The sequence below is a fragment of the Pseudomonas sp. AC193 genome, assembly GCF_979258075.1.
The window spans coordinates 5,677,881-5,691,678 of record NZ_OZ409832.1 but is presented as its reverse complement, the minus strand read 5'-3'; the positions used below and the strand labels follow the sequence as shown (position 1 = coordinate 5,691,678).

At 60.7% G+C, this 13,798-nt stretch carries 13 protein-coding genes; 7 read left to right on the top strand and 6 right to left on the bottom strand.

From position 1 onward, the window contains the following. Positions 1-60: 60 nt before the first annotated feature. Positions 61-711: a DedA family protein gene (locus ACZZ0D_RS25525; protein ID WP_463554588.1), complete on the top strand. Its 651-nt coding sequence runs from the start codon at positions 61-63 to the stop codon at positions 709-711. Here ACZZ0D_RS25525 and ACZZ0D_RS25520 read toward each other — a convergent pair. Further along, positions 692-1,927, bottom strand: coding sequence for a sterol desaturase family protein (locus ACZZ0D_RS25520; protein WP_463554587.1), 1,236 nt, complete (start codon positions 1,925-1,927; stop codon positions 692-694). The genes ACZZ0D_RS25525 and ACZZ0D_RS25520 overlap by 20 nt on opposite strands. Before the next feature lie 115 nt (positions 1,928-2,042). Between ACZZ0D_RS25520 and elbB the strand changes: the two genes are divergently transcribed. Continuing rightward, a complete protein-coding gene (gene elbB / locus ACZZ0D_RS25515) occupies positions 2,043-2,711 on the top strand; it encodes an isoprenoid biosynthesis glyoxalase ElbB (RefSeq protein ID WP_008084520.1) in 669 nt (222 codons plus the stop codon). Positions 2,712-2,828: 117 nt separating this feature from the next. Here elbB and ACZZ0D_RS25510 read toward each other — a convergent pair whose 3' ends face one another. Both ACZZ0D_RS25510 and ACZZ0D_RS25505 read right to left on the bottom strand, forming a co-directional pair. Then, on the bottom strand, positions 2,829-3,284 hold the full coding sequence (locus tag ACZZ0D_RS25510) for a YaiI/YqxD family protein (RefSeq protein ID WP_282358969.1): 456 nt from the start codon (positions 3,282-3,284) through the stop codon (positions 2,829-2,831). 134 nt (positions 3,285-3,418) lie between these two features. After that, a complete protein-coding gene (locus tag ACZZ0D_RS25505) occupies positions 3,419-5,317 on the bottom strand; it encodes an FTR1 family protein (RefSeq protein ID WP_463554586.1) in 1,899 nt (632 codons plus the stop codon). A gap of 178 nt (positions 5,318-5,495) precedes the next feature. On the opposite strand from ACZZ0D_RS25505, the gene ACZZ0D_RS25500 reads away from it, so the two are divergent. The 5 genes from ACZZ0D_RS25500 to ACZZ0D_RS25480 all read left to right on the top strand — a co-directional run bounded on the left by ACZZ0D_RS25500 (position 5,496) and on the right by ACZZ0D_RS25480 (position 10,250). Beyond that, the gene (locus ACZZ0D_RS25500) at positions 5,496-6,899 is read left to right on the top strand and encodes a COG3014 family protein (RefSeq protein ID WP_463554585.1); all 1,404 of its coding nucleotides are present in this window, start codon (positions 5,496-5,498) and stop codon (positions 6,897-6,899) included. Positions 6,900-7,094: 195 nt separating this feature from the next. Further along, positions 7,095-8,489 (top strand): COG3014 family protein, encoded by a 1,395-nt coding sequence (locus tag ACZZ0D_RS25495; RefSeq protein WP_159814374.1) that lies wholly within the window; start codon positions 7,095-7,097, stop codon positions 8,487-8,489. A gap of 15 nt (positions 8,490-8,504) precedes the next feature. After that, complete coding sequence (locus ACZZ0D_RS25490) at positions 8,505-8,879, top strand: YcfL family putative periplasmic lipoprotein (protein ID WP_007911131.1); 375 nt, start codon at positions 8,505-8,507, stop codon at positions 8,877-8,879. 36 nt (positions 8,880-8,915) lie between these two features. Next, positions 8,916-9,503 carry a penicillin-binding protein activator LpoB gene (gene lpoB / locus ACZZ0D_RS25485; RefSeq protein WP_016772610.1) on the top strand — a complete coding sequence of 196 codons (588 nt, stop codon included), beginning with the start codon at positions 8,916-8,918 and terminating at the stop codon, positions 9,501-9,503. A 3-nt stretch (positions 9,504-9,506) separates the two neighbouring features. After that, on the top strand, positions 9,507-10,250 hold the full coding sequence (locus tag ACZZ0D_RS25480) for a penicillin-binding protein activator LpoB (RefSeq protein WP_463554584.1): 744 nt from the start codon (positions 9,507-9,509) through the stop codon (positions 10,248-10,250). A gap of 196 nt (positions 10,251-10,446) precedes the next feature. Here ACZZ0D_RS25480 and rhtB read toward each other — a convergent pair whose 3' ends face one another. The 3 genes from rhtB to ACZZ0D_RS25465 form a co-directional block, all read right to left on the bottom strand. Next, positions 10,447-11,079 (bottom strand): homoserine/homoserine lactone efflux protein, encoded by a 633-nt coding sequence (rhtB, locus tag ACZZ0D_RS25475; protein WP_053124937.1) that lies wholly within the window; start codon positions 11,077-11,079, stop codon positions 10,447-10,449. 195 nt (positions 11,080-11,274) lie between these two features. Then, complete coding sequence (locus tag ACZZ0D_RS25470) at positions 11,275-11,856, bottom strand: mechanosensitive ion channel family protein (protein WP_016985893.1); 582 nt, start codon at positions 11,854-11,856, stop codon at positions 11,275-11,277. Next, the gene (locus ACZZ0D_RS25465) at positions 11,856-13,766 is read right to left on the bottom strand and encodes an ATP-binding cassette domain-containing protein (RefSeq protein ID WP_053124941.1); all 1,911 of its coding nucleotides are present in this window, start codon (positions 13,764-13,766) and stop codon (positions 11,856-11,858) included. The genes ACZZ0D_RS25470 and ACZZ0D_RS25465 overlap by 1 nt, the downstream gene beginning before the upstream one ends. Between the last annotated feature and the right edge of the window lie 32 nt (positions 13,767-13,798).

The window sequence follows — 13,798 nt, the reverse complement described above, 5'->3', positions numbered from 1 at the left end:
CACTTTCATGAATGTGTCCGAAGGGTTAGGCTGCGCGTTCATTTCGCCAGCACCCAGACAATGCTCCAACAATTTCTGCATGACTTCGGCTACTTTGCCTTGTTTCTTGGCACGTTCTTCGAAGGCGAAACCATCCTGGTGCTCGCGGGCTTCCTCGCGTTCCGTGGATACATGGACATCAACCTGGTGGTGGTCGTGGCGTTCTTCGGCAGTTATGCCGGTGATCAGCTGTGGTACTTCATGGGGCGCAAGCACGGGCGCAAATTGCTCGCGCGCAAACCGCGCTGGCAGATGATGGGTGACCGCGCGCTGGAACACATTCGCAAGCACCCGGACATCTGGGTGCTGAGCTTCCGCTTTGTTTATGGCTTGCGCACGGTGATGCCGGTGGCGATCGGCCTGTCGGGTTATCCGCCGGGACGTTACCTGCTGCTGAACGGTATTGGCGCGGCGATCTGGGCCACGGCGCTGGCCGCTGCGGCGTACCACTTCGGTGCGGTGCTGGAAGGCATGCTCGGCAGCATCAAGAAGTATGAGCTGTGGGTGCTTGGCGCCTTGCTGGTGCTCGGTGTTGGCCTGTGGCTGCGCCGCCGCTTCAAGAATGCGCGTCTGGCGAAGAAGATCTACGAGGATGAACAAGCTGCCAAGGCTGAGCAACTGCAACTCGCCGAGCCAGCCAAGTCCGCCGAACCTAAACCGCCAGTCGAGTAACGCGCTGACGGCAGCTATACAGCCCGATGCCGCTGAGCAGGCTGTACCCGAGCAAGCCAGCCCAGATCATCGGGCTGGCCGGCCACAATCCTACCAGCGGCGCCAGCCACACCAGCGGCACGTTCAACCCCAGCCGCAACAGCTCGACCTTCAACGCCCACGGGCGATTCTCCAGGCTCACGCCCAACGCAAACACCCCGAACGCCACCGCGCCCCAGCCGATTAACAACGCGGCGGTCGGCAGACTGCGCTCCAGATTCATCAGATAACTGCCCAGCGCGATGTACACGCAAAACTGCAGCGCCACGTAGCATTGCTGGCGACGCCCAAGCGTCACCTCGAATTTGCGAAACTGCGCCAGATCCGGCTTGCTCGTCGGGTATTTCGCCGCGACGTCCGCCGGGCGCCAGCCGGTGCGCATAAACCAGATGCGCAGCTTGTCCCACTTGCGCTCGGCCCGACGCGCGTCGTCCCACAATTGCGCATAAAACTGCAGGTTGGCCCACAACGGATTCCAGCTCGCCAGCGGCGTGGTCACGCCGAAAATCACCGGCTCGTTGTCGTCCTCTTCCTGAAACGTACCGAACAGACGATCCCAAAGAATGAACACTCCGCCGTAGTTGCGATCCATGTAGAGAGCGTTCTGTGCATGGTGGGCCCGATGATTGGACGGCGTAACGAAGAACCACTCGAACCAGCCGAGCTTGGGAATGTGTTGGGTGTGAACCCAGAATTGATAGAGCAGGTTCAGCGCCGCGACGCTGACGAACACCAGCAACGGCACGCCGAGCACGGCCATCGGCAAGTAGAAAATCCAGCCGAGCAGAAACCCGGTGCTGGTCTGGCGCAGCGCGGTGGAGAGGTTGTATTCCTCGCTCTGGTGATGCACCGAATGCGCGGCCCAGAGGATGTTGCGTTCGTGGCCCATGCGGTGCAGCCAGTAATAGCAAAAGTCGTAGAGGACGAAGGCCAGCATCCAGACCCAAACGCTGTTCGCCGGCAGTTTGAACAGCGCCAGATGTTCGAGGGCGAAGGCGTAGGTCAACAGCCCGACACTTTTGGTCAGCAGCCCGGTGGTGGTCGACAACACGCCGGTGCTGATGCTGTTCACCGCATCGGCGAGGCGATAGTTGCTCACCCCGCGCCAGCGGTCGGCGATCAGTTCGAGCGCAATCAACACGAGGAAAAACGGCACCGCATACAGAATCAAGTCCATGACGCGCCCTGCTCGCAATCGTATGAACAGATCCTAGGTGTAGCCGCCCGTTTACCCTATGGCAACGCGCGACAATTTAGTGGACATTTAGCGCCATGAATCTGGAGAGAAACCCATGAGCAAAAAAGTTGCAGTGATCCTGTCCGGCAGTGGCGTGTACGACGGCGCCGAGATCCATGAAAGCGTCATCACCCTGCTGCGCCTTGATCAACGCGGCGCGCAGGTACAGTGCTTCGCCCCGAACATCGCGCAATTGCACGTGATCAACCACCTGACCGGCGAAGAAATGCCCGAGACCCGCAACGTGCTGGTCGAGTCGGCACGGATTGCCCGAGGCAACATCAAGGACATCCGCGAAGCCGACGTCGATGACTTCGATGCGCTGATCGTGCCCGGTGGTTTTGGGGCGGCGAAGAACCTGTCGAACTTTGCTGTCGAAGGCGCCGGCTGCAGCGTACAGCCTGAAGTACTGGCGCTGGCCGAGGCGTTTGCCGAAGCGGGCAAACCAGTAGGTTTGATGTGCATTTCGCCGGCACTCGCGGCGAAGATCTACGGCCCGGGCGTGACCTGCACCATCGGCAACGATGCCGACACGGCCACGGCGATGAACAAGATGGGCGCGACGCATGAAGATTGCGCCGTGACCGAGATTATCGAGGACAAGGCGCGCAAACTGGTGACGACCCCGGCTTATATGCTGGCGCAGAACATCAGCGAAGCGGCTTCGGGGATCAACAAACTGGTCGACCGCGTGCTCGAACTGACCCACGAAAACGACGCCTGACACGGTCTATTGTAGGAGTGAGCCTGCTCGCGATGGCGGTGTATCAGGCAACATATCTGTTGAATGATCGACCGCTATCGCGAGCAGGCTCACTCCTACAAGGGATTTTTGTTGGGCTCAGGGCTTGCGCGATAGGCGCGTGAGAATCCGGTCCAGCGCATTGGCAAACGCCTGCTTCTCGCGATCGCCAAACGGTGCCGGGCCGCCGCTCATCTGGCCTTGTTCGCGCAGATCGGTGAACAGATTGCGCACCGCCAATCGCTCGCCCATGTTCTGCGCATCGAATTCCTTGCCGCGCGGATCCAGCGCCGCCACGCCCTTCTTCACCAGCCGATCGGCGAGCGGGATATCGCTGCAAATCACCAGCTCCCCCGGCACCGCGTGCTCGACCAGATAATCATCCGCCGCATCCGGCCCGCTTGGCACCACGATCAGTTTGACGATGGCCAGCCCCGGCTTGATCTGCGGCTGCCCGGCCACCAGCACCACTTCGTACTGGCGCTTGAGCGCAAACTTCACCACCAGATCCTTCGCCGCCCGTGGGCAAGCGTCGGCATCGATCCATACACGCATTTTGTTTACCTCATAAAGCAAAAGATCGCAGCCTGCGGCAGCTCCTACAGAGTGCGCGTCGCGCCGCAATATTGCGACATGCGCGGCCCCTGTAGGAGCTGCCGAAGGCTGCGATCTTTTAAGGGATCACCCAATCAAGCAGCCGAAATTCGCTTCTTCTCAGCCACCCAACTACGCCCATACAACACAACAATCGCCAGAATCGCCACCGCTTGCGCCGTCAACGAATACGCATCGGCATGAATCCCCAGCCAGTCAAACTCAAAGAACGCCACCGGCCGCGTGCCGAAGATCCCGGCCTCCTGCAACGCCTTCACGCCATGCCCGGCGAACACCACCGACAGCGCGCACAACAGCGCCGCGTTGATGCTGAAGAACAACGTCAGCGGCAGTTTCGCCGAACCGCGCAGGATCACCCACGCCAGACCGACCAGCAGCACCAGCGCCGTCGCACCACCGGCGAGTACCGCGTCATGCCCGGCCGGGCCTGCCTGCAACCACAGGGTTTCGTAAAACAGGATCACTTCGAACAACTCGCGATACACCGAAAAGAACGCGAGGATCGCAAAACCAAACCGCCCGCCACCGCCGACCAGACTGCTCTTGATGTAATCCTGCCAGGCTGCAGCGTGGCGACGATCGTGCATCCACACGCCCAGCCACAGCACCATGACGCTGGCGAACAGCGCCGTCGCGCCCTCGAGCAATTCACGCTGCGAACCGCTGACATCAATCACGTACGCCGCCAACGCCCAGGTGCCGAGACCGGCCAACAGCGCCAAGCCCCAACCGACGTTAACGCTGCGCACCGCCGACTGCTGGCCGGTGTTGCGCAGGAACGCCAGAATCGCCGCGAGTACCAGAATCGCTTCCAGGCCTTCACGCAGCAGAATCAGCAAACCGGAGATGTAGCTCAGCGACCAGCTCAAGCCATCGCTGCCAAGCAGCCCGGCGGACTCCTTCAGTTTGGCCTTGGCCGCGTCCAGACGCTGCTCGGCCTGTGCGACCGGCAAACCGTCCTGCAACGACTGACGGTAAGCCATCAGCGATTTTTCAGTGTCCTTGCGTACGTTGGCGTCGACGTTATCCAGCGAACTCTCAACCAGCTCGAAACCTTCCAGATACGCCGCCACTGACAGGTCGTAAGCCTGATCGTGTTCACCGGCACGGTACGCCGCCAGGCTCTTGTCCAGCGTCGCTGCGGTGTAGTCGAGCAACTGCGCCGGGCCGCGTTTAACCTGCGGCGGTTGCGCTCGCTGCGCACGGAAAGTCGCCGCCGCTTGCGGGCCTTCAGCGCCCTGCACTTCGGCCGGGGTCTGGCGCGCCAGATCGGCGATGTTGTAGGTTTTCTCGGATTGAGCGGCCGCCGCATCAGCACTGAAACCGGCGATGTAAGTGGCCAGATCCCAACGCTGGCGATCATCGAGCTGATCGGCGAACGCTGGCATGTCGGTGCCTTCGACGCCTTGGCCGAGGGTGCTGTAAATCGCGTACAGACTCAGGTGATCCATCCGCGCCGCCTCACGCAGATTGGCCGGCGCCGGCGACATGCCGACACCCGCCGGGCCATCGCCGAGGCCGGTATCGCCGTGGCACACCGAGCAGTTCTGCGCATACAACGGCGCGCCACGGCTCGGATCCGGGGTGATGATCGGCGCCTGACTGACTTCATACGCCACGGCCAGTTTCGCGCCCAGTTGCCGCGCCTGACGGGCGACTTCAGCGCCGTCCTGCTTCGCGGTGATGGCCGCACGCAACGCGGCGACGCCCTGCTCCAACGCAGCCTTTTCAGGCTTGGCCGGCATGTCGGCGATCAAGCCTTGCAGCGCTTGGGTGAATTCCAGTTGCTCGCGGTATTCGGCGTCATCGACAACTGTGCCCGCCTCGACCGTTGGCGGGTAATCCGCGCTGATGTAATCGAGCAGGTGCAGCGCTTGTGGCGCGCCTTCCACGGTATCGGCCAGCAGATTGACGCTGCTCAGGGCAAACAAAGGGAACAGCAGCCAGGCCAGAAATCGGGACGAGGCAGTCATGAAGAAGTCTCAAGGGGAAATACGGAGTTACATATTGTTCACTCCGGCGCCATTTCCCTCAAGCTTTGTCGGTGTTTGATATGTTTCAGCGCTGAATTCGATGACCACCTCGGGGCGCCAACCGCCCCTATAATGCGTCACCTCCCAGCCTTTGCCGTTCAAGGAAGAACCCGTCTCCATGCGCCATTGCCTGCCATTCTTCCTGCTACTCAGCGCCATCGTGCAACTGAGCGGGTGCGCCGCTTACCGCAATTACGATGAGGAAATGCAGCAAACCATCGACCAGATGGCCAAGGGTGATCTCAACGAAGCGCTGTACGTGCTGAAGGTCAACAATCCGTGGGAAGACAAGGATCTGCTGTATTACCTGGAGCGAGGCGCGATTCTCAGTGCTGGCACCGCCCTGCCAAAAAGTCAGGAAGCCTGGCGCACCGCTGAGCAGATGATTATCCAGCGTGAAGACGCCGTGCCCTCCGCGCCCATGAAACTGCTGACCCGTTTCGGCAATGAGATGGGCACGATGCTGGTCAATGACAAGCTTCTGCGTTACGAAGGCTACGACTACGAAAAGGTCATGCTGACCACCGAGATGGCCCTCAATCAACTGGCCGACAACGATTTCGACGGGGCCCGCGCCGACATCAAGAAAACCCACGAACGCGAAACCCTGATTGCCCGTCAGCGCGAACGGCAATACGAAGAGGCTGAAGAGCAAGCCAAGCAGCAAGGGATCAAGCTGCATTACAAAGACCTGCAAGGCTACCCGGTCGCCGTCCTCGACGCCCCACAGGTCATCGAGCTGAAGAACGGTTACCAAAGTGCGTTCAGCCATTATCTGGCCGGTTTCACCTACGAAGCCTTGGGCGAACGCACGCTCGCGGCGCCGGGTTATCGTCAGGCGATCGAGTTGCGTCCGGGCGTGCCCTTCCTCGAAAGCGCGTTGCGCAATCTCGACAAGCCCGGGCCGGACGATGATGAAAGCGAAGTTCTGATCGTGGTGCAGAGCGGTTTCGCCCCGGCGCGCAGCTCGGTACAAGTGCCGATTCCGGTGCGCCTCAACGATAACCTGACGATTGTTGCGCCGATCTCATTTCCGGTGATGCTGCCCGACACCCTCACACCGCCGCTGACGCACATCGTCGTCGACGGGAAACAGCAGAAACTGACGATGATCAACAGCGTCACCGACATGGCCATGCGTACCTTGCGCGATGACATGCCGCAGATCATTTCGCGGGCGATGTTCCGCGCCAACATGGCCGCCATCGGCCAGGCAGAAAAGAACCAGCGCGATCCTTCCAAGGCTTCGCTGGTAGTCACCGATCCCGACCCTTTCGAAGAGGCTGACACGCGCACCTGGCGCACCCTGCCGGACAAAACCCTGGTCGCCCGACTACGCCTGAAAAAAGGCCTGCACCGCGTGCGTTTTCCCTACGAAGGTGCGGAGGGTGGCCTGACCGTGCGCGTCGGCCAAAGCCACCAGCTATTGAGCCTGCGGGTCTTTTTGTATCAAGGCTTTTTCATCGGATCGTCGTGGCTGTTCCCCGAAACGCCGGCAGCGGCCGTAATGGCACCTGACTGACATGTGCAATTAAAAAGCTATCACATGGCCATCATCCCGCGCTTATAATGCCGCGCCTTCGCTATGGCGAAACGGCATTAAAGCTCCTCTGGTTATGAGGAATTGGCAGGAGGCCAGCGCCACTGTCGATCGGTCACAACAGCCCGACCAGCACACGCGGCTGCACTTATCTGCACTCAGGGAAGACGTCACCCCATGGCATTCCGCGCCCCCACTCTGATCGCGCTCAGCGCCGTCACTCTGCTGTCCGGCTGTTCGGCCTTTCGCAATTACGATTCGGAACTGGCCCAAACCAATCAGCAATTGGCCTCCGGCAACGTCGATGCGGCGCTGACCCTGCTGGAAAAGAACAACTCCAGCGCGGACAAAGACCTGCTCTATTACTTCGAGAAAGGTGAGTTGTTGCGCGCCAAGGGCGACCTGTCCGGCAGCCAGAACGCCTGGACCAGCGCCGATGTGGTGGTCGGTCAGTGGGAAGATTCGGTCAAGCTCGACACCGGCAAGTACCTGGCCCAGTTCGGCAGCTTCATCGTCAACGACAAGGTGCGTCGCTACGAAGGCTACGACTACGAAAAAGTCATGCTGACCACGCAGATGGCCCTGAACCTGTTGGCGGTCAACGATTTCGACGGCGCCCGCACCGCGATCAAAAAGACTCACGAACGTGAAGCGGTGATCGCCGACCTGCGCGACAAGGAATACCTCAAGAGCGAAGAAGAGGCCGAGAAAGAAGGCGTCAAGACGCAGTACAAAGACCTGCAGGGTTACCCGGTCGCCAGCCTCGACGCACCGGAAGTGGTCGGCCTGAAAAACAGCTACCAGAGTGCGTTCAGCCATTACCTGGCCGGTTACGTTTACGAAGCGCTGGGCGAAAAAGACCTCGCCGCACCAGGCTACCGCAAAGCCGCCGAACTGCGCCCGAACACGCCATTGCTGGAACAAGCGCTGATCGATCTCGACAAGCCGTCGAAGTCCGACGACAGCGACATTCTGATCGTGGTGCAAAGCGGTCTGGCCCCGGCGCGTGATTCGATCCGCATTCCGCTGCCATTGCCGATTGCCAACAACGTGGTGATCACCCCGCTGTCGTTCCCGATCATCAAAGCGGACACCTCCACTGCGACTTTTGCGCAGATCGGCGTCGACGGTCAGCAAGTGAATCTGACCGCACTCAACAGCACCACCGCCATGTCCCGCCGCGCCCTGCGTGATGACATGCCGGGCATCATCGTACGCACCACCGTGCGCGCGATCACCAAAGGTGTGGCGCAAAAGAAACTCAACGAAACCAGCCCGCTGGCCGGTCTCGCCGTGGGTATTTCTTCAGCTGTGCTCGAAGGTGCCGATACCCGTACGTGGCGCACCCTGCCGGACAACACCCAGGTGGTGCGTCTGCGCTTGAAGAAAGGTGAGCATCAGGTCACCCTGCCGAGCGCCGTCGGCGGCTCGGTGGTCAAAGTCACCATCGATCAGCGTTATCAAGTGATCAGCCTGCGCGCCGTCGGCAACCAGGTGTTCGCCGGCGGTATCGCCGCCCACGTGATGCCGAGCGCCAGCGCGACCAACGTCGCCAGCCTCAAACAACCTTAAGAACGGAGTCTTTGCATGCGCTTCAAACTCATCGCCGTCGCCGCCCTCGCCTTGCTGGCCAGCGGCTGCGCCACCCCGCCACCGCCTGAGCCGGGCAGCGCCGCGAGCAAAGTCGTGGCCATGGGCCCGCAGAAACACATCGTCGTCGGCGCCATGCGCGTCGCCCGCGAAAACGGATTCATGACGGTCAATGTGCAGTTGAGCAACACCCTCAACAGCAACAAGATTTTCTACTATCGCTTCGCCTGGCTCGGTGCGGAAGGTTTCCCGATCGCCGAAGAAGAAGTCTGGAAAAGCCAAATGATGTACGGCGCCCAGACCAGCTTCATTCAGGGCATCGCCCCGACCCCAAAAGCCGTGGACTTCCGTCTGGAAATCAAGACGCCGTAAGCCCGCCACCCTATTCCTGATTTAGAGAGCATTCCCATGTTTGCACGCTTTTCCTGCATCGCCGTCATCGCCCTGCTCGCCTCCGGTTGCGCCAACACTTCGCCGACCCTGGGCAGCAAGAACATTAGCTACGGCGACACCAAAGCGGTTGAAACCGTGACCAACGAATTCGGTTCGACCGACCTGCAAATGATCGCCGAATCGATGACCCGCTCGCTGGCCCAGTCCGGCATTCTGCAGGGCCGTCCGGTGGTTCAGGTCTACGACGTGAAGAACAAGACCAGCGAGTACATCGACACCCGCGAAATCACCACCAGCATCAAGACTCAGCTGATGAAGACCGGCGTAGCCCGCTTCGCCAGCGACAACAATGCGATGCAGAGCCAGGTTGACCAGCTCAAGCTGCAAAACCAGAGCGGTCTGTACAAGAAGAGCACCGTGGCCAAGACTGGCAACATGGTTGCCGCCAAGTACCGCATCGAAGGTTCGATCAGCTCGATCGTCAAGCGCAGCAGCGACTACAAGGACGTCTTCTACAAATTCAGCCTGCAATTGATCGACGTTGAAAGCGGTCTGGCCGAGTGGATGGACGAAAAAGAGATTCGCAAAACCACGGAGCGTTAATTGATGCGCGCATGGATTGGCATGATGGCCCTGGCTTGCGCGTTCAGCGTGCAAGCGGCCCCGAAAGTTGCGGTAACCGATCTGGCGTATCAGGAACGTGTGGAGCAATACATCCACATCGTTTCGGCCCAGAGCAGCCACCGCGAGGGTTACTACAGCGCGAGAGGCTCTTCGAGCTACAACGAGATCGAAGCGAGCACCAGTTACATCGAACAAGGCGAGCTGCGTAAATTCACCGGTGACATCAAGGGTGAAATTCTGCGTACCGGCATGTTCCAACTGGTGCAGGGCACGCCGTACACCGCGTCGTCCAAGGGTGACGTCTACGACGTGATCAAGCGGATCAAGGCCGGCAACTTCAAGGGCGCCGACTACGTGCTGTTCGGTACCGTATCGGACATCGACTTCACCCAGGACATCAACGAACTGGCGAACACCGACAGCTATTCGGCGGTGCTGGGCCTGACGCTGGTGGCGGATTTCAGCCTGATCAATACCAAGACCTTCGAGATCACTTCGGCCTTCACAGCGATGGGCGAAGCGCAGGACACCAAACTGGTGAACCACCGCGACATCAAGATCTCGCTGAACCGCCCACGGGTGGTGCGTGACGTGTCGAAAGCGTTGGGTGAGGACGTGGCCGGGCAACTGAGCATGCAGCTCGGTGGTGGCGGTTACGAGCAGCCGCGCGAAGCACCGCAGCGCAACAATTTGCCGCGTGATACTGCGCCGGTGATCCTACGCTGATTGATTTGGAGAAATGCTTTTCTGTGGCGAGGGGATTTATCCCCGTTGGGCTGCGCAGCGGCCCCCTCTTTTAAGATCAAGAGGGCCCGCTGCGCGAGCCAACGGGGATAAATCCCCTCGCCACAAAAGCTCACTCGCCAGACCGGGCAATAAAAAAGGCGACCTCTTGAGGTCGCCTTTTTTGTGCCCGAGCGCTTTAGGCGGCTGCTTTGCGCAGCGTCGCCATAAACGCCGCCGCGCCGATGAACAGCCCGGCAAACGTGCGGTTCATGCGTTTCTGCTGCTGCGGTGTGCGCAACAGGCGTAGCACCTTCGACGCCAGACCGGTGTAACCCGCCATCACGATCAGGTCGACACAGACCATCGTCACGCCAATCACCACGTACTGAATCAGCAGCGGCGCATGCGGATTGATGAACTGCGGCAGCACCGCGAGCATGAACACCAGGGCCTTGGGGTTGCTGATGTTCACCAGAAAGCCACGGAATACCAGCGCCAGCGGCTTGCCGATCGGCCGCACTGCCGCGTCATCGCTCATGTCCATGGGCTGCGCGCGCCATTGCTTGATGGCCAGATACACGAGGTAAGCGACACCAAACCATTTGATCGCGTGGAAGGCTGTGGCCGAAGCGGTCAGGATCGCACCCACACCGGCGCCGACAATCGCGATCTGCACGGCCAGACCGATTTGCAGGCCGAGGGCGTTCCAGTAACCACGCCAGAAACCGTATTGCAGACCGCTGGACATCGACGCAATGGCGCCAGCCCCCGGGGACAGACTGATCACCCAGCAGGCGGCAAAAAACGCCAGCCATGTTTGAAGCTCCATCGCACACCTCGACTCATGCTCGTGACAAATGCCTAAGCTAATGCGGGTTTGAATGGATGACTACCGATTTTTTGCTGAATGTTGCAGGCGTTGCTGAGGGCCCCTTCGCGAGCAAGCCCGCTCCCACAGGGGAATGCATTCCAAAATGTGGGAGCGGGCTTGCTCGCGAAGGCGTCAGAACAGACGCCACAGAATTTACTTCTCGAAACCGCTGGAGGGAAACACATCCGTCCCACGCCAACGCCGCACCGAGCGCTGGAAGAACAAACTGTTCGGCACCTGCACCATCGCGCTGCCAGTCCCCAACTCTTCCGCCTCGATCAGCGTGGTGTAGAGCAGATTGATCGCCACCACCCGGCCCTTCACCCCAGGCTTGTCCGTGGTGTCGACCAACTCAACGATATCGCCCAGCCGAAACGGCCCGACCGTGAAGATCAGAATCGCGCACAGCAGGTTCGACAGCACACTCCACATCGCGAAGAACGCCACCGCCGCTACCGCGACGAAACCCGACAGCGCCGTCCACAACACCGTGGCCGAAACACCGAGGCGCTCCAAGACGAAGATCAGCGCGCTGCCCATGATCAGCCAGCGCAATACACCACGCAGCGGCATCAGCAACTGCGGCGGGAACGGATAGCGCTCGCCCAATCGGGTCAGGCCTTTGGCAACGAAGCGCTGGGTGAGATAGCCGGCGAGCAGGATCAGCAGAATCTGCACGGTAAACCAGATCGGCTCGACCCACACCGCCGGCAGCGGCAGCTTGAACGCTTCCATCAGGACAGCGCCTCCAGCTCCGCCTGCATGCTTTCCAGCACCTCGAGGGCTTCCATCCACGCCTCTTCCAGCTCGCCTTCGCGAACTTTCAGCTTGGCCTGTTCGGCGAGCAGATCACGCAATTCGTTCTTGCGCGCCGGCTCGTAGATGTCGCTGTCGCCGAGGCTGGCATCAACCTTGGCGAGCTTCTCGTGGAGCTTGCCCAGTTCAGCTTCAAGCTTGTCGGCTTCGCGCTTGTGCGGCGCCAGTTGCTGACGCAGAGCAGCGGCAGCCTGCCGCTGAGCCTTCTTGTCGGTCTTGTCCGGGTTGACCGGAGTGTTGCTGACCGGCGCGTTGCGCTGACGGTATTCCACCAGCCAGCGTGCGTAGTCTTCGAGGTCGCCATCGAACTCTTCGACCTTGCCGTCCGCGACCAGGTAGAAATTATCGGTGGTGCTCTTGAGCAAGTGCCGATCGTGAGATACCACCAATACCGCGCCGCTGAATTCCTGCAGCGCCATGGTCAGCGCCAGGCGCATTTCCAGGTCGAGGTGGTTGGTCGGTTCGTCGAGCAGCAGCAGGTTCGGGCGTTCCCAGGCGATCAACGCCAAAGCCAGACGCGCCTTTTCGCCACCGGAGAAATTCAGCACCGGCTCATCAATGCGCGCGCCACGGAAGTCGAAACCGCCGAGGAAGTCGCGCAAGGTCTGCTCGCGTTCGCTCGGCGCCAGACGCTGCATGTGCAGCAACGGGCTGGCCTTGGAATCCAGCGAGTCGAGCTGATGCTGGGCGAAGTAGCCGACCACGGTGTTTTCACCACGGGTCAGACGCCCGGCGATCGGCGATAGCTCACCGGCGAGGTTCTTGATCAGCGTCGATTTACCCGCGCCGTTTGGCCCGAGCAGGCCGATCCGCGCACCCGGGGTCAGTTGCAGCTTGACCTTCTCGAGGATGGTTTTGTCGCCGTAACCGAGGCTGGCATCGGACAGGTCGATCAGCGGGCTGGAGATCTTCGTCGACTCGCGGAAGACGAAGTCGAACGGCGAATCGACGTGGGCCGCCGACAACTCTTCCATGCGCTCCAGGGCCTTGATCCGGCTCTGCGCCTGACGGGCCTTGGTGGCTTGCGCCTTGAAGCGGGCGATGTAGCTTTCCATGTGCGCACGCTGCGCCTGCTGCTTCTCGTAGGCCTGTTGTTGCTGGGCCAGACGCTCGGCACGGGCGCGCTCGAAGGCGCTGTAGCCACCGCGGTACAAGGTGATCTTGCGCTGATCGACATGCGCGACGTGATCGACGACTTCGTCGAGGAAATCACGGTCGTGGGAAATCAGCAGCAAGGTGCCCGGGTAGTTTTTCAGCCACTCTTCGAGCCAGATGATGGCGTCGAGATCCAAGTGGTTGGTCGGTTCGTCGAGCAGCAACAAATCCGACGGGCACATCAACGCTTGCGCCAGGTTCAGACGCATCCGCCAGCCGCCGGAGAAATCCCCGACCTGACGATCCATCTGCTCGTTGGTGAAACCGAGACCGGCGAGCAACTTGCGCGCTCGCGCATCGGCGGTGTAACCGTCGGCGCTGTCGAGTTCCGAGTGCAGACGGGCCTGAGCGGCACCGTCATGCGCGGCTTCGGCGGCGGCGAGGTCACGTTGCACCTCGCGTAGACGCAGGTCGCCATCGAGCACATAGTCGACGGCAAGGCGCTCGAGCGTCTCGATTTCCTGGCGCATGTGGGCGATGCGCCAGTCAGCCGGCAAGAAGCAATCACCCGAGTCGGGGTGCAGTTCGCCCCGAATCAAGGCGAACAGGCTCGATTTGCCGGCGCCGTTGGCACCGATGAGGCCGGCTTTGTGGCCGGCGTGCAGGGTCAGCTCGGCGTCTTCTAGCAGACGTTGCGGGCCACGCTGTAAAGTCAGGTTCTGAAGTCGGATCATAATGGCGGCGGAGTCTACCAGCTTCGCTCACA

What these genes read in the sequence shown, in the direction of transcription:
- ACZZ0D_RS25525 (WP_463554588.1), top strand. Translation starts at nt 61, where the DNA reads ATGCTCCAACAATTTCTGCATGACTTCGGCTACTTTGCCTTGTTTCTT.
- ACZZ0D_RS25520 (WP_463554587.1), bottom strand. Translation starts at nt 1,927, where the DNA reads ATGGACTTGATTCTGTATGCGGTGCCGTTTTTCCTCGTGTTGATTGCG.
- elbB (WP_008084520.1), top strand. Translation starts at nt 2,043, where the DNA reads ATGAGCAAAAAAGTTGCAGTGATCCTGTCCGGCAGTGGCGTGTACGAC.
- ACZZ0D_RS25510 (WP_282358969.1), bottom strand. Translation starts at nt 3,284, where the DNA reads ATGCGTGTATGGATCGATGCCGACGCTTGCCCACGGGCGGCGAAGGAT.
- ACZZ0D_RS25505 (WP_463554586.1), bottom strand. Translation starts at nt 5,317, where the DNA reads ATGACTGCCTCGTCCCGATTTCTGGCCTGGCTGCTGTTCCCTTTGTTT.
- ACZZ0D_RS25500 (WP_463554585.1), top strand. Translation starts at nt 5,496, where the DNA reads ATGCGCCATTGCCTGCCATTCTTCCTGCTACTCAGCGCCATCGTGCAA.
- ACZZ0D_RS25495 (WP_159814374.1), top strand. Translation starts at nt 7,095, where the DNA reads ATGGCATTCCGCGCCCCCACTCTGATCGCGCTCAGCGCCGTCACTCTG.
- ACZZ0D_RS25490 (WP_007911131.1), top strand. Translation starts at nt 8,505, where the DNA reads ATGCGCTTCAAACTCATCGCCGTCGCCGCCCTCGCCTTGCTGGCCAGC.
- lpoB (WP_016772610.1), top strand. Translation starts at nt 8,916, where the DNA reads ATGTTTGCACGCTTTTCCTGCATCGCCGTCATCGCCCTGCTCGCCTCC.
- ACZZ0D_RS25480 (WP_463554584.1), top strand. Translation starts at nt 9,507, where the DNA reads ATGCGCGCATGGATTGGCATGATGGCCCTGGCTTGCGCGTTCAGCGTG.
- rhtB (WP_053124937.1), bottom strand. Translation starts at nt 11,079, where the DNA reads ATGGAGCTTCAAACATGGCTGGCGTTTTTTGCCGCCTGCTGGGTGATC.
- ACZZ0D_RS25470 (WP_016985893.1), bottom strand. Translation starts at nt 11,856, where the DNA reads ATGGAAGCGTTCAAGCTGCCGCTGCCGGCGGTGTGGGTCGAGCCGATC.
- ACZZ0D_RS25465 (WP_053124941.1), bottom strand. Translation starts at nt 13,766, where the DNA reads ATGATCCGACTTCAGAACCTGACTTTACAGCGTGGCCCGCAACGTCTG.